This is a genomic window from Priestia sp. FW507-14D1A, from assembly GCF_058781295.1.
In genome coordinates, this window is sequence record NZ_JBYSWQ010000002.1 from 849,332 (window position 1) to 872,933 (window position 23,602).

Here is a 23,602-nt window from a genome sequence, read left to right on the forward strand (position 1 = left end):
AAGAAATATAAAGGAGAGAATGCATGATGAGTAATGCTGATACTACCGAAACAAAAAAAGGAGCTGACTTACTAGTAGAAAGTTTGGCAAGTCAGAATGTGCCTTATATTTTTGGCATTCCAGGAGCCAAAATTGATGGCGTATTTGATGTTTTGAAAGAAAAAGGGCCGGAAGTAATTGTTTGCCGCCATGAACAAAATGCTGCGTTTATGGCAGCTGCTATGGGAAGACTGACAGGTACGCCGGGCGTTTGCCTTGTCACATCAGGTCCAGGTGCCGCTAACTTAGCCACTGGCCTTGTCACTGCTACTTCTGAAGGTGATCCAGTGGTAGCCCTAGCAGGAGCCGTTCCAAGAGCAGATCGATTAAAAAAGACGCATCAATCAATGGATAATGAAGGATTATTTAAATCTATCGCCAAATTCAGCGTTGAGGTAGAAGACGCTGCAAACGTTCCAGAAGTGATAACAGACGCCTTTCGCGAAGCTGTTTCTTCTCCTTCAGGAGCATCTTTTGTCAGCTTGCCGCAGGATGTAATGGATAGCGAAACATCAGCTTCCACTCTATCCGTTTTAAAAGCTCCTACGATTGGGGCTGCTAATTTAGACGCTGTTGCCCAAGCTATACACACTATTCGCACAGCAAAACTACCTGTCTTGCTTTTAGGTATGAGAGCAAGTAAATCTAAAGCAGTGGAATCAATCCGTCAGCTTATAGCGGAACATGACCTTCCTGTGGTGGAAACGTTCCAAGGTGCGGGAGCTGTTTCACGAGAGCTTGAAACTCACTTTTTTGGGCGAGTAGGTCTTTTTCGCAATCAGCCTGGAGACGTCTTATTGAAGCATGCTGACGTCGTCTTAACAATCGGATATGACCCAGTTGAATACCCTCCTTCTCTTTGGAACTCAGAAAGTCAAAGAACCATTATTCATTTAGATGATTTACAAGCACAAGCTGACCACCATTATCAGCCGGAAATTGAGTTAGTAGGAGATATTCCAAGCACAATTGACATATTAGCGGATAAACTCCCACATTTAATACGTTCAAAAGAAAGTGCTTCTTTTTTAAAAACACTAAAAAGCAAACTTGAACAACCTGACGATCAGTACGAGTTTTCTAATGACACTCACCTTCATCCCCTACAATTAATTGAAGCTCTGCAGAACTTTGTTGAAGATGATACTACCATCACATGTGACGTTGGTTCGCATTACATATGGATGGCTCGTTATTTTCGTTCCTATGAACCTCAGCATTTACTATTCAGCAACGGTATGCAGACACTAGGTGTTGCTTTGCCTTGGGCCATTTCAGCTGCACTCGTTCGCCCCCATAAAAAAGTTCTGTCCATGTCTGGAGACGGCGGGTTTTTATTTTCAGCTATGGAGCTCGAGACAGCCGTTCGGTTAAACTTACCAATTGTTCACATTATCTGGAACGATCAAACCTACGATATGGTTGGCTTTCAACAGCAGATTAAATATGGCCGAAAATCTGCAGTAGAGTTTGGCAGCGTAGACTTTGTTACGCTTGCTGAAAGTTTTGGTGCCAAAGGATTTAGAGTTAACTCACCAGAAGAATTTCTGGACACTCTAGCAAGCGCTTTTCGTGAACAAGGCCCCGTTATCATTGATGTTCCTGTAGATTATAAAGATAATGAAAAACTAAATACACAGCTACTGCCAGATCAAATTAACTGAAAGGACTGAGTAAAGAATGAGCAATAAAGAAAAATTAACAATTCACCAAACTTCCACTATGATCGCTTTATTAGACGGAGTATTTGACGGTGTTGTCACATACAAGGATTTAGCTAAGAAAGGTGATTTCGGCATCGGTACGTTTAATCAATTGGATGGTGAAATGATTGCCTTTGACGGAGAATTTTATCATATTGCTGATGGAAAAGCCGCACCTATTAGTAAAGATGCAAAAACACCTTTTGCCATTATGACAACCTTTTATGAAGATATCTCTTATCGTGTAGAAAAGGAAATGAATCGTGAACAACTAGAAAGCTTAATGAACGAGCTTATTCCTAGCCCGAATTTATTCTATGCAGTTCGCATTGACGGGAAGTTTAAAGAAGTAAAAACGCGCACGGTTGCAAAGCAAGAGAAGCCCTATCCTTCTATGGTAGATGCGGCTGCTGATCAGCCTACATTTACATCTTCAGATGTAAATGGAACACTAGCAGGTTTTTATACGCCAGAATATTCTTCAGGCATCGGTGTTCCCGGCTACCACCTGCACTTTATTGATGAATATAAAAAAGAAGGGGGACATGTTTTAGATGTCTCCGTTCAGGATGTTACAATTCAAATCTGCAAAAAAACGAAATTAAATCTCAATTTATCGGAAACAAGTGAATTTTTAAATGCTAACTTAGAAGACCATGATGTAGAAGAAGAAATTGCGACCGCTGAATAAACAACGATACTCTTACTGTAAAAAAACTCTCATCGTTACGCATGACGATGAGAGTTTTTTTATGAACACTTCGTGTATCTTTAAGTTTCCTCCCATTTCTATTAGTAATATAGGTCTCCCATAAAACCACGGAAGAAAACCTAACACAGAATGATACATAAAAAAGAAAGCGTAGTATCATAATTACCATATTGCAACAGCTTTACGCTGCATATAAAAAAGGAGGTTTTTAAGTAATGTTTTCTAAACGGCCTTTATCTGTACTTCTTATCTCGACTTTATCTATGATTATTGCTTTTTCAGTATGGTCTGTCTTCGCACCTATCGCTGCAGATATTCAAGTGATGTATTCATTAACCAATGCTGAAAAAAGTATCTTAATTGCCACTCCCGTCTTATTAGGTTCTCTTATGCGAATTCCGATGGGGATTTTAACAGATCGCTTCGGAGGAAGAAAAGTGTATTCTTTGACGATGCTGGCTCTTCTACTCCCTACCGTTTGTGCAGGCTTTACTCATTCTTATACCATGCTGCTCTTTTGGGCATTTTTTATTGGCATGGCCGGAACAACCTTTGCTATTTCCATTACATATGTCTCTAAATGGTATTCACCTCAAAAGCAAGGTTTTATTTTAGGAATTGCCGGGATGGGCAACTTAGGATCGGCGGTAGCAAGCTTTAGTATTCCACTTATCTTTTCTTCTTTTGGCTTGCCTTGGGTATTTTGGAGTTTAGCAATTGCGGTAGCCTTAATGGCTCTTTTATTATGGGTAGGAACTTCAGACCACCCTTCTGCTGCTTCCCCCAAAACGCTGCAGGAATCTTTATCGGTATTAAAATTTAAAGAAACGTGGTTTTTATCCGTTTTCTATTTTTTAACATTTGGTGGGTTTGTAACGTTCAGCATCTATCTTCCTACCATTTTGCATGATCAATTTAATGCTTCAACTGTAGACAGTGGGCTGAAAACAGCTGTATTTGTCGTACTAGCAACGTTTGTACGGCCTCTTGGAGGATATTTATCGGATGTATTCGGAGCAAAAAAAGTACTTACCTTCGTCTTTACCGGAATGCTACTAATAGGGTTATTTATTGCATTTACCATCACTGCCTTCTCCCTATTTAGCGTAGGTTGCTTACTTGCAGCCATTACTCTTGGTATCGGAAATGGAGCTGTTTTTAAAATGGTTCCATCTGTTTCAACAGGAAATATTGGAGCTGTTACCGGAATCGTAGGAGCATTCGGAGGAATAGGCGGCTTTTTCCCTCCTATTGTGCTAGGCTTTATAAAAGATACAAGCGGAGATTACGTTGTCGGTTTTTCTTTACTAGCGCTTTTTGCCCTATTCTGTCTCTTACTAAATTATTCTGGATTCAAAAAACAAGATGTACGTATTAACCAAAAGCACCTTGCCTGATTCCATTCAAAAAGCCTCTTTTTTCAAGAGGCTTTTTGCATCAGCATTTTTAATAGCTGCTTCTTTTTACAGAAGGGCTAATCTTCACAGCACTTACTTTAAACCCTGGCATCTTACAGGCGGGATCTAATTTTTCAGAAACAAGATTATTAACATTTTGAGAATCCGCCCAGTGAAAAGGAACAAATACGGTATCTGGCCGAATGCCCTCTGAAAATTTGCTTCTTACCACAATCCTTCCATATGAAGATTCAATTTGTACTAATTCTTGATTCGAAATTTCATATTTTTTCGCTGTTGAAGGGTGGATTTCCATAAAAGATTCGAAATTTCTAGCAGATAAAGACGCACTTTTTCGCGTTTGTACACCCGTTAAATAGTGCGACATCACTCTTCCCGTTGTTAAATAGAGAGGATATTTTTCCGTTATTTTTGCTTTAGGTACAATAGCTTGATTCGAGACAGGGACCATCATCGCTTTTCCATCACTATGAGCAAAACGCGTTTCAAACAGGCGCTCGGTTCCTTTATCTGTTAAGCTTCTGCATGGCCATAAAATTCCTTTTTCCTCTCGTAATCGTTCGTACGTAATACCGGAGTAATCAGCGATCCCTCCTTTACTTGCCATTCGCAGTTCATTAAATATTTCTTCAGCTGATGAAAACGAAAAATATTCCTCTTTCCCTAAAACTTTAGCAATTTCACATAGTATTTCCCAGTCGTGTTTGATTTCGCCGCGGCATGGAAAGCTAGCTTCGCGTAATGTAACTCTTCCCTCTACATTTGTCATGGTTCCTTCATCTTCCAAGTAGGAAGATGCTGGTAAGATCAAGTTTGCTAATTTTGCCGTTTCTGATTCAAACATATCTGCTACCACTAGAAATTCAAGCTTTTCAAAAGCCTTCTTAACAAAATTAGCGTTTGGATTTGAAACTGTTGGATTTGAACACATCAAAAACAGCCCTTTAATTTCACCGTCATGAATTTTTTCAATCATCTCATATGCAGAAACACCTTTTCTAGGAAGATCTTTCTCCTCTATGTTCCACACATCTGCTATATACATCCGGTGCTCATGATTTTCGATTGAACGGTAGCCTGGAAGCTGATCCGCTTTTTGACCATGCTCTCGGGCTCCCTGCCCATTTCCTTGACCGGTAATGGCCCCATATCCGCAGCGAGGTTTACCGATTTTCCCAACAGAAAGTAGAATATTCAAAAAATTTTGCACCGCAGCACTTCCGTCTGTTTGCTGCTCTACCCCTCTAGCAGTAAAAATCATTCCCGTTTTTCTTTGACCAAACATACGGGCAGCTTGATACATTTCTTCACGTGGCACTCCCGTTATTTCTTCAATGATATTAAATTCTAAAGACGCCACATATTGAATTACTTCTTCAAATCCATTGACACGTTCTTGTAGAAATCGTTCATCTAGATAATCTTCTTCGATAAGGACCTTCAAGATCCCATTGGCTAATGCCGCGTCGCTCCCCGGTTTAAGTTTCAAGTGTAAATCAGCTATTTTAGTTGTAGCGGTTTCTCTTGGATCAATTGCAATAATAAAAGCTCCGTTTTCTTTTGCTTTCTCAAAATAAGGCATAATCGTTGGCTGACATTCCGCAATATTTGTTCCAGCTAACATAATACATTCAGTAAACGGAATCTCTTGCAAGCTATTCGTAAATCCTCGGTCCATGCCAAATGTTTTACTAGCAGCAGAAGCAGCAGCCGACATACATAAGCGTCCATTGTAATCAATATACTTTGTCTTTAACGCAACTCGAGCGAATTTCCCTAATAAATAAGCTTCTTCATTTGTAATAGAGGCACTTCCATAAACACCTAGCGCATCTGCTCCATTCTTCTCTTGAATCTCTGTAACGTTTTCTTTAATATAGTGAAGAGCTTCTTTCCAAGAAATCTTTACAAACTCTCCGTTTACTTTTAATAAAGGATATTGAATCCGATCTTTATGCAAAGGATGCTGATGCGCATTCATTCCTTTGATACATAACCTTCCTTGAGAAGTAGGGTTATCTGCTCCAATTGTTTTATACGTTTTCCTTTTTACATGTGTTTGTTCAACTAACTGCATTTTGCACTGCATGCTGCAGTAAGGACACTGAGTATTATAGATACGCTCGGTTTCAACTTGCTTTTGCTGCTCACGAAAATATTTCAATAGCATCTCAGTCATCGTAGGTCACCCTTCTTTCCTATAATAAATATGTGATTGCACGAGAGCGCTCTGAACTGAGCTGCTTCATTAAATACTCTCGATTGTCTATCTCAAACAAAACTTCTCTGACATGAACAATTCCTACTCGTTCGATCCAGCTCCCGACAGTTTCTAAATAGTTTCCTGTTTCACGGTAATATTGAATCAAAGAACAGCTGATTTCTACTGCTTCTTCGTTCGTTTCGGCCACATAAAACAGCTCCCCGCTTCTGGCTTCTGCGCTGCTTCCGCCGACATATATTTCCCATCCTCTGTCTATTCTTCTTAATCCTAAATCACTTGTTGTTACATTCTCTGCAATGTGAGAACACGAAGCAATACTGATTTTGATATCACATGGGGTCTTTACATATTCAAGCTGTTTATCTAATTCATTTGATAAAGCAAGAGCAGGTTCATGCTCACAAATACACGTTCCTTTTCCTATATAAACAGATACATTTTTAACTGTACGTTCATATAGCTGCTGAAGTCCTCTATCTATTTCCTCACTTATCAACGGAAGATATTCTTTTTTCACTCCAATGAGTTGAATGCGCTGATCATTTGTTAAACGAATAGTAGAGATGTTGTACTTTTCAGCTACATTTGCTATGTTCCTTAATTCCTGTACATTTGTCAGACCACCGTGAATTTGCGGTACCACTGCATAAGTCCCATTGTGAAGCAAAACGGTCTGTTCATTCTCCGTAGTAAATAAAGAATGTCGATTGTTTTCATAATGAGGATGCATCATATCTAAATAGTAATGAAGACCGCCTTCACATAACGAACAGCCTTTCATGTCTTTAAACTTTAATATTTCTCTTACTTGCTGAACCGTCTCAAATTGATATTGCTGCATTTCTCTTACCAGCTCATCTTCTGATAAATGTGTACATGTACAAAAGGTTTTTTGTTCAATAATTTCATCAAACTCATCGCTTTGAATATATGTTAAAAGATCTGTTACAAGGGGTTTGCATCCTCCGCATGAACCAGAAGCTTTCGTGCAACTTTTTATTTCATCTACTGTCGTTAAATCATTTTTCTGTACTGCTTCAATAATGGCTCCCTTTGTTACACCATTACAGTTGCATACCATATCTGTAAGTGGCATAGAAGCTACTGCATTTTCTTTTGCATGTTGAGAAGGAAATAATTGTACTTTTTCCGCTTGCGACAAATCCTTTTTTTCATTAATCATTTGTGATAGCTTTATAGCCTCACTGGTATCTCCAAAAAGAACAGCTCCCACTATTTTCCCCTCGCGAAAAACGACTTTTTTGTATATACCATCTAACATATTCAAAATCGTAATGGCTTTTGCACCTTGATTTTCCTTGAACTCTCCGACTGAGTAAACGTCTATTCCTGATATTTTTAATTGAGTGGAAAGAACGGACCCGCGATAACCATCGTTTTTTATTTGGCAAAGATGTCGCGCTAAGACTTTTCCTTGTTCGTAGAGAGGAGCAACAAGGCCGTATGTCATCCCTCGATGTTCCGCGCATTCACCTACTGCATAGATATCCGGGATGCTCGTTTCTAAATAATCATTTACGATGATTGCTCTATTTGTTTCTATTCCGCTTTTTTTAGCTAGATTAACATTTGGCCTCACTCCTGTAGCCATTACAACTAAATCAGCTGCAATTTTGCTGCTATCGTTAAATCGGACGCCTTCTGCTCGATTTTCCCCTATAATCTCATCCGTATGTTTATTTAATAGAAAACTCATGCCTTGCTTTTCCAATTCTTCTCTTAACATAGCAGATGCTGCTCTGTCTAACTGTCGCTCCATTAAGAAACCCGAATGATGAATGACTTGAACATCCATTCCCAAATTTAATAGTCCCCTAGCAGCTTCCAGCCCTAACAGACCCCCTCCAATAACCGCTGCTTTTTTATATTGTTTAGAAATTTTAATCATTTCCTGACAGTCTTCGATGGTACGAAAACCGAGGACACCTTCTTTGTCAGACCCTTTAACGGGGAGCATATACGGGCTCGAGCCAGTAGCAAGAATAAGCTTGTCGTACATCGTCTCTCTGTTTTTATCTGTTTTTATTATTTTTCTCTTAGTGTCTATGTGCGTAACGCTTTCTCCTTTAAATAAAGTGATATTATTTTCCTTATACCATGCGAAAGAATGAATATTGATATCTTCAAGCTTTGTACTGCCTTGTAAAACGGTTGATAATAAAATTCGATTATAGTTAACGTGAGGCTCACTTCCAAAAACAGTAATATCAAAACCATCTGGAGAATGAATAAGAATTTCTTCAATACAGCGCATTCCTGCCATTCCATTTCCGATTAATATCAGCTTTTGTTTCGTCATATAAAAACCTCCAACACATAGATTCAGACCGTAAAATATACAGTTTTTATTATTCCATAAACTTCTCTAAAAGAAATGAACCTTGTTATAACTTCTAACATTAAAATCTGTTTAAAGCGTATGAATACGCCGATACCATTCGTTGAAAGCAAGCTTTTATATAGAAGATTAATATGCTTTAAAAAGGGGTAGAAAAAAGGATGCTATGCTTATATCACCTTTCCCTACGCCTTGTAAGTAATCTATATAAAATTTTGTTATCTTCTTTTTGCCTACTATTTATTTATTTTGAAATCAATTATGATAAAAGAAAGAGTCTGAATTGGAGGTTTAAAACATGTCAATAACCGTTCACGCCACTCAGTGGATTCATTTTCAAATTAAATTGTATAACCTTCATTCCAAAACGAGATCGCTTAAAGATCAAAAACTAGAATTACCTCTGCCAGAATTCCATCAAAACCTGATCATATTTACATCTGCAGCTCATCATGGCCTTACGTTTGGATATCAAGCCATACAATGGGATACACCCTATACTTCCTTTCCGATTTACATAGAGCATCAGTCTATTCCATGGTCCACTTTAGAACAACGTTCCCCTAAGCACATAACCGAACATATTACAGCTATTTTCTTAGAGACAATGTTTTATAGACAAAGTCAATTCAAACAATGTCAATTTTGTTTTGAATTTATCATTCCTGAGAGTCTTTTTGACCATACAACCTGTCAAAACTGCGCATCACGACATTTTGGAGTGGTGTATTAATTAACAAACAAAAGCCTGAAGGAGTCAGAAAATCTCTGACTCCTTCAGGCTTTTGTTACATGACTAGCTGAACAAAAAGTGGAATAACGGCAACTGTGACGACGCCTACAATAACAACTGCAATACTTGCCATGGCTGCCTCTACTTCTCCCATTTCAATCCCTACGGCTACTCCTAGCGCATGTCCAGAAGTGCCAAGAGCTAATCCTTTCGAAATTGGATTCTTCACCTTGAATACTTTTAAAAATAAAGCGCCCAGCGCATATACGATGACTGCATTAAAAATAACAGCAAAGGAAGTAATAGCAGGAATACCTCCAATATCTTGAGACAATGGCAGCGCAATCGCTGTTGTAGCTGCTTGTGGAAGCATTGATTTCATCACGACTTCATCCATATGAATACCTTTCGCAATCGCAAAAATAATCGCTACCGAACAAATTGATCCTACCGCAATAGAAGAAAGGATTTGCCACCAGTACTTTTTTAATTTATCAGCTTGTTTATATAAAGGGATGGCAAAAGCAATCGTTGCTGGTTCTAAAAAGAAGCTGATAATTTTTCCGCCGCTACTGTACTCCTCATAAGAAAAGTGACCAATTTTCAAAAAAGCAATCCCGAGTACCATTGCCACAAATAAAGGAGTAAATAAGAAAAACCCTTTTGACTTTTTAAATAAATACGTTCCAATACCGTACGCAGCTAAAGAAACCACGATTCCAAAATACGGATTCATCTTTCCAACCACCTTGTCTCTTTATAATTGATATTAAGCAATGTCCTGTTTTTTTGTTTTTTCACTCATAGCTACATCTTTTATTTCTTCTTTTGCTTTATTATCTTTTGTCATGCCAAGTATAAGCTGTGAAAATAAGCCTGTAACGCCTAACAAAATAATCGTTGCCACGATGATAACTAAACAAATTTGAATGCCGTACTGCTGCATAACACCTAATGAATTCATAACAGAAATACCTGCTGGTACAAATAAAAATCCGATCAAAGAAGTTAAAGCCGTTCCCAGTGATTCAACTTGCTCTAGTTTAATAATCTTCAAGCATAGTGCAAGAAATAACAGCACAAGTCCAATGACTGAAGCAGGCATTGGAAAAGGCAAATGCTCTGCAATAAAATCTGAAATCAACATAATTACGGAAAAAATAAATGCTTGTGTTAAGAAGCCATACACTTTTTTAGCACTCATTTCTTTCACCTCTCTCTGTTTGTTGACTTCATTATATAAAATGAAAATCAATAGGAAAGCGTTTTCAAATCAAAGAGTCAAATATTTATGCTCACTTACAAAAATCGAGCCTTGAAATACAAAAAACAGCTTGCCAAAATGCATACGCAAGCTGTTTTTTTCTTAAATTCCTAAACGTTTCTTTAATTCTTTAGCATATGTACGGCTGACAGGAACTCGCTCATCGTTTTTCATTACTAAATTATACGTAGAATTAAACCAAGGCTGTACTTCGGAAATATGATCTACGTTGACGATATATCCCCTGTGCACACGACTAAACGACTGAGAAGGGAGCTTTTTTTCTAGCATAGCAAGCGTATCAGCAGTATGGTAGGACTCTGTTATAGTCTGAATGGTGACTTCTCCTTCTATTAACCCTACAAACAAGATGTCCTTTATATTCACCAACACAATCGAATCGTCTACAGAAATCGCTAACTTTCCAGTTTGAGAAGAAGGCTCTCCTATCGATTCTTCTTCTTTCACAGCGGAATGAGGAACACGCATTTTTTTATATTTATGAATGGCCTGCACCACTCTTTCTTCGTCAAAAGGCTTCAAAATGTAATCAATTGCATCTACTTCAAAGGCTTGTAAAGCGTACTGATCGTACGCGGTTGCAAATATAATAGCTGGCGGATTTTTCATTTTTTTAAGCCTTTTAGCAATATCAAAACCGCTGTCATCTGACAGTTGTATATCTAAAAATAATAAATCCGGCTTTTCATCCATCATTTTATCCAACGCCTCTTCGATACTTTCAGCTTCTTCAATGAAGTCTACTTCTTTCGTTCGATGTAATAAATATTTTAATTCATCTCGCGCTAACATTTCATCATCTACTATTAGTACTCGCAGCATATTATACACCCTCGCTTTTTAATTCAATTGGTATAACAAACGAAACCGCTGTTCCTTCTGTTATGTCAAACTCCAGCGTTGTTTCTTTTCCAAATAATCCGTGCAAACGTTGTTTAATATTGTAAAGAGCCGTCCCCGTTCCTTTTTCTGAAAAAACGGGCTGATTGCCAAGCTTTTGCAATCGTTTTGTGTCTATACCTTGTCCATTGTCTTTTACCTTTACGTATACATATTTATCTTTTGTCTCAATATGAACTTCTACGCGACAGTGCTTTTGTTTACGCGGAAAGGCGTGCCGAATGGCATTTTCCACAAGCACTTGAAGAATAAATGGTGGAAGCAAGACATCATCTAGCCCTTCTTCAATATACATGTCAATTTCGTATTTATTAGGGAACCTGGCTTGTTCCAGCGATAAGTACGCGTGAACATGATCAAGCTCTTTTGATAACGGAATCAACAGCTGCCTTGCACCTTGCAAATTGGAACGAAAATAAATGCTTAGCTGCAAAAGCAGCTTTCTGGCTTTTTCTACGTCCTGTCTGCACAGCGCCGATATCGTATTAATAGCATTAAATAAAAAATGAGGATTCACCTGAGCCTGTAAAGCTTTAATCTCCGCATCTTTTAGCAATTTACTTCGAAGCTCTGCTTCGCCGAGCTCTAGCTGAGTTGAAAAAAGTTTAGCTAATCCTTCTGCCAGCTCTTCCTCCACTCGGCTTAACCCGCTCGCATCTTTAAAGTACATTTTTAGTGTTCCAATGGTAGTACCGTGAGAAGTAAGCGGCATCACAATGGCGGCATGAAGCGGACAGTCTTTATGCTGACAATCAATTTGTTCTCTCGATTTTGCTTTCATAATTTTTCCTGTCTTCAGCACTTCGTGAGACAGCCCGGTAATTAAACTATGCGAAGGAACGTGATGATCAATTCCTTCCCCTACATGAGCTAAAATTTTGTGCGTATCAGTTAGCGAAACAGCATCCGTACCTGTGAAGCGATGAATAATATTTGCAACATTTTCACATGATTCACTAGTAAGACCCTGACGAAAATGTGGAAGAGTTTGATCCGCAATTAATAATACTTTGTGTGTCTGAAGCGCTCTCATTTGTTCCTCTTGCCGTAAAATGGACTGAATAATAGATAAGAAAATATAGCTTCCCGTGCCATTTACAATAATCATTGGAATAGCAATAATACTCACTAGCGTCCATGCCGAATCAAACGGTTTAGCAAATAATAAAATAATCAGCATCTGAAGCGTTTCCATCGCTATGCCTACAAGTGCAGCAAAGCGCGGTGTAATCGTTCGATGTTTTTTCCGGTAGGCATAGCCGATATATCCAGTTAACACCCCTGCTAAAACGGATGAAACTGCACAGCTAAACGCCGTACTCCCTCCTAACATAAAGCGATGAACGCCAGCAAGTATTCCTACTCCTAAACCAACAAATGGACCGCCAAGCAGACCGCCCATTTCCACACCCATAATTCGTGTATTTGCAATCGAGCTTGATGGATCTACTTTTAATAATAAGTCTTCATTTCGAATAATTGTTCCTTGAATCTCAATTCCCGTGTAGTTACTAATAATGCTAAAAAGAGAAAAAATAAAAATAAGTACAGCTTTTCCTTTATATCCTTGCTGTTTGCGGAGAAATTGCCGAAAAACTTTTGTATGTGCCAGCAAAAAACCTAAGATGACAATAACTCCGACTCGTTCTACCATCATAATTAATAAATGAATCATTTCTAGCCACCCTTTGCTGTCCGTTTCTACTTTATATTGTTACATTGATGGTGGCAGAAATCTAGCTTTACAAATAGAAAAAAAGCTGTGCGAATACGTACTGTATTCGCACAGCTTGATTTTAAGCTTGAACCGTTTTAAAAAATTGAGGCAAGTAATCTTTATGAGCTTCTAGCATCTCGTCTACAATTTGCTTAGCTAGTTTATCAGAAGCCACAAGAGGATTAATGGTTAATGCTAAAATAGCTTTATCATAATCTCCGGTCACTGCTGCTTCAGCTGCAATACGCTCAAATGACTTAATTGTTTGAACAAGACCTCGCACAGGTACAGGAAGGTCGCCGACTGAAATTGGCTTCGGTCCATCTTTTGTAATGATACAGCTTACTTCTACGGCAGAATCAGCAGGAATACTTGCTATGGCACCATTATTGATAGTATTTACGGGCTGAATATCACCTTTATCCGTGTAAATGGATGTAATCAATCGAACGGCTGCATCACTATAATAGGCTCCGCCGCGCTGTTCTAATTGAGGCGGTTTAATGTCTAGATTAGGATCTTCATACAGTTCGAACAGCTCTTTTTCCAACTGTTTTACGACTTCTGCTCTCGTTTCACCTTTTTCATAATTAACGAGCTCTTTTTCTACCATTTCACGCGTTTTATAATAGTACATGTGATATGGACACGTTAACGCATTTAGGGCTTTTGTAAATTCTGGCTCCCATCCAAGTCCCGCTACATTTTTCACAAAGCTGCTGTTAGTTGGATCACTCAATAAATCAATAACTTGATCTTTAACGCTTACACCATCTACATATACATCTAATCCATAGACCATGTGATTTAAACCAGCAAAATCAATTCGAATGCGAGAGTGATCTACATCAAGCAGCTTAGCAATCCCCATTTCCATTCCGATTGGTACATTACAAAGTCCTACAATCTTTTTAATGTTACTATAGCGGAGCACAGCTTCTGTTACCATGCCTGCAGGATTTGTGAAGTTAATCAGCCAAGCTTCTGGACATAACTCTTCAATGTCACGGCAGATATCTAAAATAACGGGAATCGTGCGAAGTCCTTTAAATAATCCGCCCGGTCCATTTGTTTCTTGACCAAGCACCCCGTATTTTAGCGGTATTCTTTCATCTTTCGCTCGTGCATCTAACAAACCAACTCGGAATTGAGTCGTTACGAAATCCGCATCTTTTAGTGCTTCTCTTCGATCTAACGTTAAATGAACATTAATTGGCAAACCTGATTTTTTCACCATTCGTTTTGCTAAATTCCCAACAACCTCCAGCTTTTCTTTTCCTTCTTCGACGTCTACTAGCCAAAGTTCTCGAACTGGAAGTTCATCGTATCGTTTAATAAATCCTTCTATTAGTTCAGGCGTATAGCTTGAACCTCCGCCAATCGTTACAATCTTAATACCTTTTTTCATAGTGTAATCCCCCCGGAAATTTTGATTGCTTCATATAAATCTACAAATTCAGTAGCCATTTCTTTTACCGTCATCGCATTCATTAAATGATCTTGAGCATGAATCATGAGCAGAGAAATTTCTGTGCTTTCCCCTCTAATTTCACCTTGAATTAACGACGTTTGGATATGATGAGCAGCATTTAATTCTTCTGCAGCTTGTGTAAGCTTTTCACGTGCTTCCGAAAAATTTCCGCTTTTGGCAGCTGCTATCGCTTCCATTGCTGAACTTCTGCCGTTTCCACCGTGTAAGATTAATTTAAAAATATATTCTTGAATGCCTTCCATCCTTTATCCCTCCTCACACAATATCTTTCTTTGTATCACTTGGTACCCCTTCAGCTGCAGGCTGTATACCATTTTCTTCAGTGAATTTTTGTTTATCCCACATTCTAAAGAAAGGATAATAAATGCAAACAGAGATTCCGATATTAATAGCTTGCATAACTGCACCCGATAATTTCCCTCCTGTTGCCAAATAGCCAGAAATAATCGGAGGCATAGTCCAAGGAACCGCAATACCTGCTGGTTTTGCTACCAGTCCTGTCGACATCGCAATATAGGTTGCTACTACCGTCACAAGAGGGGTAATAATAAACGGAATAAGCATCATTGGATTCATCACCATCGGAAGTCCAAAGATGATTGGCTCATTGATGTTAAAAAGAGCTGGTCCTATTCCTAACTTACCAAGCTGCTTCATTTGTTGACTGCGTGCTTTTAAAATCATAGCTACAACTAGAGCTAACGTTGCTCCGCTGCCTCCGATATTAATCCAAATATCAAAGAACTGCTGTGTGAAAATATTTGGTAATGCTTCATGATTAGCAAATGCAATTCGGTTTTCATCCATAGCTCCATACCAAATGGGAGCCATAATTCCACCGACAATATTCGCTCCATGAAGTCCACATGACCACATGAGCATAATAACAAGTTCGGCAACTAGCGTACCGCCTAAACTGCCGCCTAACACACCTAAAGGCTTTCCAAGCAATTCTCCAACGATATTATGCAGACTTCCAAAATGCGTTTGTTCTACTAACAAACGTAAAATCCAAATAAATGCTATTACCGTAAAGCCAGGAATAAGAGCAGCAAACGATTTTCCAACAGCGGGAGGAACTCCATCAGGCATCTTGATGATAATGTCTTTTTGAATAAACCATCTGTAAATTTCCGTAGAGAGAATCGCGACAATCATTGCCACAAAGAGTCCTTTACTTCCCATTAAAGCGGTTGGAATTCCGCCGTCTACTAAAATAGCTTCTTTGGCTCCACTTGGGAGAAAGGACACTTTATACGGAGTAGCAAGTAAAAAAGCAGCAAGTGAAATAGCCCCTGCGGACAAAGCATCTACTCCGTATTTTTCAGCTAACCGATAGGCTATTCCGAAACAAGCAAGCAGCGCCATAATATCGAATGTAGCTCCAACTGGATAGGCCATTTTCGTTGCCCATTCTTTTCCGAAAATCCCTGCCATAAAGTCGTTATAACCTGGTATCGGTAAATTCGACAGTATTAAAAATACTGAACCGATAATAATGAGCGGCATTGTCAGAACAATACCGTCTCGAAGTGCTTGTAAATGGCGTTGACCCGCCATTTTTCCAGCGATAGGCATTATTTTACTTTCAAGCATACTATTAAATTTGCTCATGTAGTCCACACTCCTATTTTGAAACTAGTTGAACTGCAAATTTTAACACTTGTTCCCCATTACACGTTCCGTAGTGAACAGGATTTATAACGTCAACTGGCACTCCTTTTTCTTCACCTAGCTTCTTAAGCTGCGGCAATAGGTAACGCACTTGAGGTCCTAATAAAAGTACATCCGCTTGATCAATATGGTTGCGAACAGAGTCACCAGGAACCGCCCAAATTTTATACTCCGTGCTTTGCTCCTGAGCGCTTTTTTCCATTTTTGTTACTAGTAAACTTGTAGACATTCCAGCTGCACAACATAATAGAATATTCATTTGTCATTCCCCCGTTTTTTATTTTGCTATCTGTTTTGTTGATAGTTTTATCATAAAATAAAAGCGCTTACATTTATACACAACCTTTTTCCGTTACTAGCGGAAAAATTATGTTTGAACATTCAGATAAAAAAAGAAGCCCCTCTCTTAGACTTCTTTTTTTATCTAATATTTTTCATAAACACCTCAATAAATTCCTCATAATCCTTGCACTTTACTAAGCGCTGCACGACCTGCTTATCATCCACAACGCGGACTAACAAACTGTACATCTTTTGCAAATCGCCTTGATTATTCGCTTTTACACTTAAAAGGCAAATAAATTGTACGAGGTTTCCTTCCCACATAATCGGTTTTTTTAACGTGCAAATGGCCCAAAACGTCGTATCCGTTTGAGGAACCATAGGATGAGGAATCGCAACGAGATTGCCAAAACTTGTTGGTGATGCAGCTTCTCTTTCAAAAACAGATTCTATAAATTGAGAAGGAACTAGTCCTAGATGAGTTAATTTCTCTCCTAAAAAATGAAGCACTTCTTCTCTCGTTTGAAATTCTTGCTGTAAATATACTAATTCTTTTTTTGTGTATTCTAAGGAAGGCTGCTGTTTGTTCTTCATTAAACAATCAATTTTTTAAAAATCACTGTTTCCTAGAATCGTACTTACTTGTACTACAGGAACAGGAAGATGATCTGGAATTGGAATGGTACTAACAATAAAATCTAAAGAGTGCAGCGACATTTGGTGAAGCTTATAATACTGCGTTGTTCCTAAAATAGTCAGATTTAATCCAAAAGTAGCCTGCAACTTATATGATAATAGCTTGGCACTCCCTACTCCCGATGCGCATACAATCAAACAGCGCTTAGGCTGATTGATAATTTTCCGACGTTCAATGGCCCCTCCAATATGTAAAGCTAAATAGCCAATTTCCGTTTCATGCATGTCGATTTCAAGGCGATTTTTCAAAACCTTCCCAGCTATAATCCCAGCTTCAAAAGCCAGAGGGTAATGACTCTTAATTCCTTCAAGCATCGGGTTTCGCAGATTCATTCCATATTTATAGCGATTGATAGCCGGTTTCAAATGCAAGCTCATGCCAAGGATCAGCTCTGAATCTTCACTAATTCCTAAATGAAGCTCTTTTTCAATTGCTTCTAATATAGCTGCTGTTAATTCATAGATATTTGTGTCAATAAACTGCTTTACTTCTTTTTCTTCATGATTGCTATTGTTGAGCATTTTTGTACCTAACAAATGAATGGCGATATATGCCGTTTCTGACTTCGGAAAACGAATCTTGAATGCATTTTCAATCTCCCGCACAATTTCAGCTGCCACTTCATATTCTTTATGTTCCATAATCTCAAGCAGATCTTCTGAATACAAAGAAATAAAATTTTCTTCTTGTATTCGCTTACAAGCTATAGCTAAATGAATGATTAAATTATTTAATCCAATGTCTGAAACCATAATATTGTATCGTTTTATTTGATTTAAAATGTGGGCTTTAATCGTTAAGATTGATTCTTGGGGCAGAATAGATATTTTATTGTATACCATATCTATTTCTTTATCTTTTCGGTTGAATATGTACTCAGACATACAGAATCTCATTTTCATTTCGTCCCCTTTAGCTTTCAAGCCATAGTTAGGACGTTTTTCTAAAAGAATATCATACTTACACAGCTGTTTTTTAACATCTCTTAAATCGTTTTGAACCGTTGACTTGCTAATATACAACTCGTCTGCTAAATCTTCGAGCTTCAAATATTCGTCTGCTAGCAGCAACCTTTTGATTAAATAATGCACGCGGTCATCAGGAACGGTTGGAATAGAAGTTGCATCAAATAATTGATTAGCCGAAAGTTCTTTTAATAGGTGATGGAACTGTTTTTCATCTAACACGCTAAGTTCATATCCTGTCCCACGAGCTGATTTAATTTTAGCTCCGTACTGAGACAAAATGTCATCTAGCTGTTTTATATCCGTTCGAATAGTTCGAGAAGATACTTGATTTACTGTTGCTAAATATTCACTCGTAACGGTTGATAATGTAGACTGTACGGACATTAGTTCTCTTAATATGACGATCATTCTTGAATTAAGCATGTTTGCTTCTCTCCATTCTCAGAAGATTTCTCCCTTATAAAACAAATGAAAAGGGCTGGTTATTTTAAACAAAAACAAAAAATACCTAAACAGCAACAAACAGAAACTACCTTTTTCTGTCCTTGCAGCTTAGGTTTTGCCTGCTTCATCAGTAACAACCCTAAAACAATAGGAATAAATGTCTTTATTTGTAATCTATCATTCTTTCTCTTTTTTTTCAATTTCAACTAAAGCATTAGGCTTAGTGGCATTAATAAAATTTATGTGGTCTGCTTATACCGGTGTAGGCCCAATGCAAACGTACGGATTAAAAAGTCTAGAGTCTCATCAGTGCTTAATGACATTCCAAATCCCCCTTTATGCTCCAAAGAAGAAAACCCATGTAAAATGCTGCGAAGACTTCTAACAGCATGAAGGGCTTCATTTTCCGGAAGCTGATACGGTTTCAACACATCCAGCACTAAAAACAAAATGTTATCAGATGCTTTTTGTACTTCTTCATCCTGTATCCTTGGTGCTACCGTTGCCGTTGCTTCGTATATTCCCGGAGACTTTCTTACAAATGAAACGTATGCTTTACTTAGCCGATAAACAGCGTCTTCTCTAGAAGCATGTTCAACAGCACTTTTTAAAAGATGATATAGCTGCTGCAGTCCACTTAAAGCCAGTTCTTTGCGCAGCTCTTCTAATCCTTTTATATGGTTATATAAAGACGGTGGACGAACATTTAATTCTTTGGCTAATGAAGCAATTGTAACAGCATAAAACCCTTCCCGATTTGCCAAATTTTCACCTGTTTGAATCACCTTTTTAAAATCTAACCCTTGTCGTGGCGACATCCCTTCATCTCCTTTTTTCTATTTTTACTTTTGCTTGTTGTATTGCTTTTTCCATCAATTTTAGCGGCTGAGAAAGAATTCTTCCGTGTCCAACAGCAAGAAGTGACGGGTTTAGTTCATGTAGCTTTTCTGCACTTTTAAGCGCTAGCTCTTTGCTCCACGTTCCAAAGGCAGGAAACGGAAACAGCGGTTTTAACTGACCTGATACTGCAATTCCTCCTCGCACTTGGAACGAATCTCCGGCAATTAATGCGTTCGTTCTCTGGTCTAAAAAAGACATAGATCCAGGTGTATGTCCAGGTGTAAAAATAGGAGCAAGTGAGCCTATATAAGAATCTTCTTCGATGAAATGATCAATTTTAGTTGAAACCTTTCCTAGTTTTGGTATTCCTCCACGGATTGGGTTTTGAGGTTCTTCAGAATCGAGTGTGAAATCTCCTGAAAACAATCGATAATCTCTTTGCGACATATAAACAGAAGCATTCGGCAAACTTTTTTTCAAATTATCAATCGCTCCGATGTGATCTTCATGAGTATGTGTAAAAACAATTCGAGTAATCGGTTTTCCAATTTGATCTGCAGCTTTCAAAATACCCGACGCGCTGTAAGGAAGAGCTGCATCAATTAATGTAAGACTGTCTTTCTCTTCGACTAAATAACAATTCACTGGAAAAAAGCGAGGCAAAAACGTCAGTTGATACAACATTTTCTCACGAACTATTCTCATTTCCTCATCCCCTATTATCAAAATAAAAACTAATGGTATTAGTTTTTATTTTAACTAATACCATTAGTTTTATCAATCATATATTGGAAAAAACAAAAAAAGTGTGAGACATAACGAAATCAATTAAATCTAAAGACGAACAAATGGGATAAAGAAGCTCGTATGGTTCACCTGTTACACCATCCCCACAAAAAAATCCGAACGCGTTTGATTCTTCATCAAGAATCAAACGCGTTCGGATCTTCTTCCATAGTCTCTATTAAAATTAAACGTCTTTTCTTTCTCCTGTAGCAGCCACTACAATCGCACTGCCTTTCTTTAACTCTTCTTCATATTTTTTTGTTTCGTCTTTTGATAAGCCTAGTGAAGCCATTTTTGTTCGAAGCTCATCTTCTCTGGTTAAAAATAAACTCGCTGCTGAATGTAAAGGACCTTCTTCAGACAGTCGAATAATATTTGTGTCCGTTACTTCTGTTAAATTTTTAGAATTTTCCTTGTCATACGTAAACACGTATACTTCATCTTTCTCAAAACCTTTGTCTGCAAATTGATTAACTGCTTCGTTAATGTTTGCTCCTTTTTCTACTACTTCAACATGTTTCATTATTTATAACCTCCTGTTTCTATCGCACAACTTTCTTTTATACTTAGCAAAAGAATAAACTTCTTACTACTATATATACCCGTTTTCAGAAAGGAAAACCCACATTTAGAGCTTTGCAGAGAGTTTGAATATCATTCCACATTATCCTTTAATAGAATGTATACCTCTTTTGCTTAACTTATTTGAAACAATCATTCAGCTTATTTTCAGCTACCATTCATAAGAAATTCATCTACATTGCTTATTATAAAAAAGGAAAAAGACGCTAATCAGGTACTTTATACGCATAATGAATGTCTGTGTCAGAGTAAGCCGGATATGAATGCAACCATTCATATCCGCTTTTTGTATGAAAGAACCTCTAACAACATCCTGTCCATACGTCTTACAACATACTATAATTCTCCATATTAACTAAAAATTCAGGTTATATAGGAGGTTACAAATGAACAGCCATCCACAGCCACAGTTAAAAAAAGAGTTAAAGATCCGGCATATTACCATGATTTCTCTTGGAGGAATTATCGGGGCAGGATTGTTTATCGGAAGCGGATCACTTATTAACACCGCTGGACCGGGATCTATTTTTTCGTACGCATTTGCTGGTTTGCTCGTTATTTTAGTCATGCGAATGCTTGGCGAAATGTCTACTGCCAATCCTTCCAGCGGTTCTTTTTCTACTTATGCAAAAGAAGCATTAGGCCCTTGGGCCGGCTACACGATTGGCTGGCTCTATTGGTTTTTCTGGGTTATCGTTATTGCTGTTGAAGCCATTGCAGGTGCAAATATTATTCAATACTGGTTCCCGTCTTTTCCGTCTTGGGGAGTAAGCCTGACTCTTACTTTTTTATTAACGATGACCAATCTGTACTCTGTTAAATCTTTCGGAGAATTTGAATATTGGTTTTCCCTCATTAAAGTCGTCAGTATCGTTCTTTTTTTACTTTTAGGTATAGCTATTATTTGTGGATTCATTCCAGGAATTGATTCTCCCGGCACTTCCAACCTTTTGCACAAAGGCGGCTTTTTACCGAATGGAATTAGCTCTGTATTTTTAGGAATTGCCCTTGTCATGTTCTCTTTTATGGGAACAGAAATTGTCGCAACCGCAGCAGGTGAATCGTCTCAGCCTGAAAAAGCCATTACCATCGCGACCAATACCGTTATTTATCGCATTTTGTTTTTCTATTTAGGCTCTATTTTTATTTTAGTAACGGTTCTTCCGTGGAATTCGTCAAGCCTAATGAAAAGCCCATTTGTATCTATTCTTGAATTAGTGAATGTACCGGCCGCAGCTCAAATTATGAACTTTATTATTTTAACAGCCGTTCTTTCCTGTCTGAATTCTGGTCTATATACAAGTTCTCGCATGCTGTTTTCCATGTCTCAAAACGGCGATGCGCCAAAAAGTTTTTCAAAATTAAATAAAAAAGGCGTGCCGGTTAGCGCGATATTAGCATGTACAGTTATCTCGTACATTAGCGTTATCTTTAACTATATTTCACCGGACAAAATCTTTTTGTTTTTAGTGAATGCGTCAGGCGGCGTAGCGCTTCTTGTATATCTTGTTATTGCATTTTCACAGATTAAAATGAGAAAAAAATATGAAAAAGAAAATCCCGAAGCATTAAAAATTAAAATGTGGTTATTTCCTTACTTAACTTACGCTACAATCCTTGCCATCACTAGTATTTTTATTGCCATGGCATTTATTGATTCATTACGTTCGCAGTTCTTCTTAACTCTTTTAATTGCTGTACTCGTCGTAGGTTCTTTTTTCTTTCAGCGTACCAAAATGACGAGCGGCTTAGCATCAAAAGAAAATACATCAAAATAAAAGAGGTTGAGACATAACTAAATGAATTCAATCTTAAGACGAACAAATGAGATAGATGAGCTGGACTGCTTATTACATCGCAGTTGATTTCCGTGCAAGGCTTCGCTTTCCGCGGGCTGCCGCTGTTCCCACAGGAGTCTTCGCCTTGCCCTCCAATCACCTGCTAAAAGGAACGAAACAGATGAAACTATATTCACCATCAAAAAAAACGAACCACGAATCAAACATATTGATTAATGGTTCGTTTTTCACTTGGATTAAAATACTTTTGTAGCAGCCTCTTTTTATTTAACGAGATAAATCTCCTACAATTTTTGTTCCGTGTAATTCAGCTGCTTTTGTTTCTTTTATAACCGCCTCTGCGTTGCCTTCATGAATTCCTCCGCCAGGCAAAATAATAATACGTTCGTTAGCATATGTGATCAATTCCCGGATCATATGAAGATTTTCCAAAGCAGATCCTTTCCCTCCTTTGGTCAAAATACGGTCTGCTCCCAATTCACTAAGTATATCAATAGCTTTGTATTTATCTTTAATCTCATCAAATGCCATATGAAACGTAACGCTTAAAGGATGAGCTTCTGCTATTAACTCTTTAGTGCGTCCATAATCGATTTCAGCTTCTTCTGTTAAAATGCCAAATACTACTCCGTTTACTCCAAGGTCTTTACATGTTTTAACGTCTTTTTTCATAATTTGAAATTCTGCTTCGGAATATATAAAATCACCGCTTCTTGGGCGAATAATTACGTTGATATCTGTATCAAGATGTTCGCTTACATATTGAATGGTGCCGTAACTTGGCGTAGTGCCTCCTTGACTGAGATTGTCACATAATTCAATGCGGTCTGCTCCTAGCTTTTCTGCTTTTTTTGCCTGCTCATACCCTTCTACACACGCTTCTTTTATGTACTTCATACTCTCAACTCCTTTATTGTCTCTATAAATAAAGCCCATCTTTAAAAAGAT

The 23,602-nt window shown here is 38.0% G+C and carries 19 protein-coding genes and 1 pseudogene; 5 read left to right on the forward strand and 15 right to left on the reverse strand.

Features of this window, described 5'->3' with window-relative positions; genetic code table 11:
* The first annotated feature begins 23 nt into the window (after positions 1 to 23).
* From alsS to AC3WJG_RS12665, 3 genes are all read left to right on the forward strand, one after another.
* Positions 24 to 1,703: an acetolactate synthase AlsS gene (gene alsS, locus AC3WJG_RS12655; protein WP_081731991.1), complete on the forward strand. Its 1,680-nt coding sequence runs from the start codon at positions 24 to 26 to the stop codon at positions 1,701 to 1,703.
* A 16-nt stretch (positions 1,704 to 1,719) separates the two neighbouring features.
* Positions 1,720 to 2,433 carry an acetolactate decarboxylase gene (budA, locus tag AC3WJG_RS12660; RefSeq protein WP_060744847.1) on the forward strand — a complete coding sequence of 238 codons (714 nt, stop codon included), beginning with the start codon at positions 1,720 to 1,722 and terminating at the stop codon, positions 2,431 to 2,433.
* Positions 2,434 to 2,669: 236 nt separating this feature from the next.
* A complete protein-coding gene (locus AC3WJG_RS12665) occupies positions 2,670 to 3,851 on the forward strand; it encodes an MFS transporter (protein ID WP_028407520.1) in 1,182 nt (393 codons plus the stop codon).
* A 49-nt stretch (positions 3,852 to 3,900) separates the two neighbouring features.
* Here AC3WJG_RS12665 and nasC read toward each other — a convergent pair whose 3' ends face one another.
* On the reverse strand, positions 3,901 to 6,051 hold the full coding sequence (gene nasC / locus AC3WJG_RS12670) for an assimilatory nitrate reductase catalytic subunit NasC (RefSeq protein ID WP_060744845.1): 2,151 nt from the start codon (positions 6,049 to 6,051) through the stop codon (positions 3,901 to 3,903).
* A 19-nt stretch (positions 6,052 to 6,070) separates the two neighbouring features.
* On the reverse strand, positions 6,071 to 8,416 hold the full coding sequence (gene nirB / locus AC3WJG_RS12675) for a nitrite reductase large subunit NirB (RefSeq protein ID WP_337133833.1): 2,346 nt from the start codon (positions 8,414 to 8,416) through the stop codon (positions 6,071 to 6,073).
* Positions 8,417 to 8,753: 337 nt separating this feature from the next.
* Here nirB and AC3WJG_RS12680 point away from each other — a divergent pair, with 337 nt between their 5' ends.
* A complete protein-coding gene (locus tag AC3WJG_RS12680) occupies positions 8,754 to 9,188 on the forward strand; it encodes a hypothetical protein (protein WP_060744843.1) in 435 nt (144 codons plus the stop codon).
* Positions 9,189 to 9,243: 55 nt separating this feature from the next.
* On the opposite strand, the gene lrgB is transcribed toward AC3WJG_RS12680, so the two are convergent.
* From lrgB to AC3WJG_RS12740, 12 genes and pseudogenes are all read right to left on the reverse strand, one after another.
* The gene (gene lrgB / locus AC3WJG_RS12685) at positions 9,244 to 9,924 is read right to left on the reverse strand and encodes an antiholin-like protein LrgB (RefSeq protein WP_050689329.1); all 681 of its coding nucleotides are present in this window, start codon (positions 9,922 to 9,924) and stop codon (positions 9,244 to 9,246) included.
* A 33-nt stretch (positions 9,925 to 9,957) separates the two neighbouring features.
* Entirely contained in the window at positions 9,958 to 10,392 is a 435-nt protein-coding gene (gene lrgA, locus AC3WJG_RS12690) for an antiholin-like murein hydrolase modulator LrgA (protein ID WP_098332487.1), read from the reverse strand.
* Positions 10,393 to 10,554: 162 nt separating this feature from the next.
* The gene (locus AC3WJG_RS12695; protein ID WP_102814012.1) at positions 10,555 to 11,295 is read right to left on the reverse strand and encodes a LytR/AlgR family response regulator transcription factor; all 741 of its coding nucleotides are present in this window, start codon (positions 11,293 to 11,295) and stop codon (positions 10,555 to 10,557) included.
* A gap of 1 nt (position 11,296) precedes the next feature.
* Positions 11,297 to 13,048: a sensor histidine kinase gene (locus AC3WJG_RS12700; RefSeq protein ID WP_043980398.1), complete on the reverse strand. Its 1,752-nt coding sequence runs from the start codon at positions 13,046 to 13,048 to the stop codon at positions 11,297 to 11,299.
* Positions 13,049 to 13,169: 121 nt separating this feature from the next.
* Positions 13,170 to 14,498, reverse strand: coding sequence for a 6-phospho-beta-glucosidase (locus AC3WJG_RS12705; RefSeq protein ID WP_337133834.1), 1,329 nt, complete (start codon positions 14,496 to 14,498; stop codon positions 13,170 to 13,172).
* On the reverse strand, positions 14,495 to 14,824 hold the full coding sequence (locus AC3WJG_RS12710) for a PTS lactose/cellobiose transporter subunit IIA (RefSeq protein ID WP_025749845.1): 330 nt from the start codon (positions 14,822 to 14,824) through the stop codon (positions 14,495 to 14,497). The genes AC3WJG_RS12705 and AC3WJG_RS12710 overlap by 4 nt, the downstream gene beginning before the upstream one ends.
* A gap of 13 nt (positions 14,825 to 14,837) precedes the next feature.
* Positions 14,838 to 16,196 (reverse strand): PTS cellobiose transporter subunit IIC, encoded by a 1,359-nt coding sequence (gene celB / locus AC3WJG_RS12715; RefSeq protein ID WP_337133835.1) that lies wholly within the window; start codon positions 16,194 to 16,196, stop codon positions 14,838 to 14,840.
* Between the two features lie 13 nt (positions 16,197 to 16,209).
* Positions 16,210 to 16,515, reverse strand: a complete 306-nt coding sequence (locus AC3WJG_RS12720; RefSeq protein ID WP_013055477.1) for a PTS sugar transporter subunit IIB — start codon at positions 16,513 to 16,515, stop codon at positions 16,210 to 16,212.
* Positions 16,516 to 16,676: 161 nt separating this feature from the next.
* Positions 16,677 to 18,626, reverse strand: a pseudogene (locus AC3WJG_RS12725) (BglG family transcription antiterminator).
* A gap of 260 nt (positions 18,627 to 18,886) precedes the next feature.
* A complete protein-coding gene (locus AC3WJG_RS12730) occupies positions 18,887 to 19,465 on the reverse strand; it encodes a TetR/AcrR family transcriptional regulator (RefSeq protein ID WP_337133836.1) in 579 nt (192 codons plus the stop codon).
* A gap of 4 nt (positions 19,466 to 19,469) precedes the next feature.
* Entirely contained in the window at positions 19,470 to 20,192 is a 723-nt protein-coding gene (locus AC3WJG_RS12735; protein ID WP_337133837.1) for an MBL fold metallo-hydrolase, read from the reverse strand.
* 265 nt (positions 20,193 to 20,457) lie between these two features.
* Entirely contained in the window at positions 20,458 to 20,796 is a 339-nt protein-coding gene (locus AC3WJG_RS12740) for a YflT domain-containing protein (protein WP_013081802.1), read from the reverse strand.
* A 445-nt stretch (positions 20,797 to 21,241) separates the two neighbouring features.
* Here AC3WJG_RS12740 and AC3WJG_RS12745 point away from each other — a divergent pair, with 445 nt between their 5' ends.
* The gene (locus AC3WJG_RS12745; RefSeq protein WP_028407507.1) at positions 21,242 to 22,633 is read left to right on the forward strand and encodes an amino acid permease; all 1,392 of its coding nucleotides are present in this window, start codon (positions 21,242 to 21,244) and stop codon (positions 22,631 to 22,633) included.
* Positions 22,634 to 22,921: 288 nt separating this feature from the next.
* Here the strand turns inward: AC3WJG_RS12745 and AC3WJG_RS12750 are convergent, their stop codons facing one another.
* Positions 22,922 to 23,551 carry a copper homeostasis protein CutC gene (locus AC3WJG_RS12750; protein ID WP_098790839.1) on the reverse strand — a complete coding sequence of 210 codons (630 nt, stop codon included), beginning with the start codon at positions 23,549 to 23,551 and terminating at the stop codon, positions 22,922 to 22,924.
* Positions 23,552 to 23,602: the final 51 nt, after the last annotated feature.

Bases quoted from the DNA above. Each gene is read 5' to 3' on its own strand.
- alsS (WP_081731991.1), top strand. From the start codon at position 24: ATGATGAGTAATGCTGATACTACCGAAACAAAAAAAGGAGCTGACTTA.
- budA (WP_060744847.1), top strand. From the start codon at position 1,720: ATGAGCAATAAAGAAAAATTAACAATTCACCAAACTTCCACTATGATC.
- AC3WJG_RS12665 (WP_028407520.1), top strand. From the start codon at position 2,670: ATGTTTTCTAAACGGCCTTTATCTGTACTTCTTATCTCGACTTTATCT.
- nasC (WP_060744845.1), bottom strand. From the start codon at position 6,051: ATGACTGAGATGCTATTGAAATATTTTCGTGAGCAGCAAAAGCAAGTT.
- nirB (WP_337133833.1), bottom strand. From the start codon at position 8,416: ATGACGAAACAAAAGCTGATATTAATCGGAAATGGAATGGCAGGAATG.
- AC3WJG_RS12680 (WP_060744843.1), top strand. From the start codon at position 8,754: ATGTCAATAACCGTTCACGCCACTCAGTGGATTCATTTTCAAATTAAA.
- lrgB (WP_050689329.1), bottom strand. From the start codon at position 9,924: ATGAATCCGTATTTTGGAATCGTGGTTTCTTTAGCTGCGTACGGTATT.
- lrgA (WP_098332487.1), bottom strand. From the start codon at position 10,392: ATGAGTGCTAAAAAAGTGTATGGCTTCTTAACACAAGCATTTATTTTT.
- AC3WJG_RS12695 (WP_102814012.1), bottom strand. From the start codon at position 11,295: ATGCTGCGAGTACTAATAGTAGATGATGAAATGTTAGCGCGAGATGAA.
- AC3WJG_RS12700 (WP_043980398.1), bottom strand. From the start codon at position 13,048: ATGATTCATTTATTAATTATGATGGTAGAACGAGTCGGAGTTATTGTC.
- AC3WJG_RS12705 (WP_337133834.1), bottom strand. From the start codon at position 14,498: ATGAAAAAAGGTATTAAGATTGTAACGATTGGCGGAGGTTCAAGCTAT.
- AC3WJG_RS12710 (WP_025749845.1), bottom strand. From the start codon at position 14,824: ATGGAAGGCATTCAAGAATATATTTTTAAATTAATCTTACACGGTGGA.
- celB (WP_337133835.1), bottom strand. From the start codon at position 16,196: ATGAGCAAATTTAATAGTATGCTTGAAAGTAAAATAATGCCTATCGCT.
- AC3WJG_RS12720 (WP_013055477.1), bottom strand. From the start codon at position 16,515: ATGAATATTCTATTATGTTGTGCAGCTGGAATGTCTACAAGTTTACTA.
- AC3WJG_RS12730 (WP_337133836.1), bottom strand. From the start codon at position 19,465: ATGTCGCCACGACAAGGGTTAGATTTTAAAAAGGTGATTCAAACAGGT.
- AC3WJG_RS12735 (WP_337133837.1), bottom strand. From the start codon at position 20,192: ATGAGAATAGTTCGTGAGAAAATGTTGTATCAACTGACGTTTTTGCCT.
- AC3WJG_RS12740 (WP_013081802.1), bottom strand. From the start codon at position 20,796: ATGAAACATGTTGAAGTAGTAGAAAAAGGAGCAAACATTAACGAAGCA.
- AC3WJG_RS12745 (WP_028407507.1), top strand. From the start codon at position 21,242: ATGAACAGCCATCCACAGCCACAGTTAAAAAAAGAGTTAAAGATCCGG.
- AC3WJG_RS12750 (WP_098790839.1), bottom strand. From the start codon at position 23,551: ATGAAGTACATAAAAGAAGCGTGTGTAGAAGGGTATGAGCAGGCAAAA.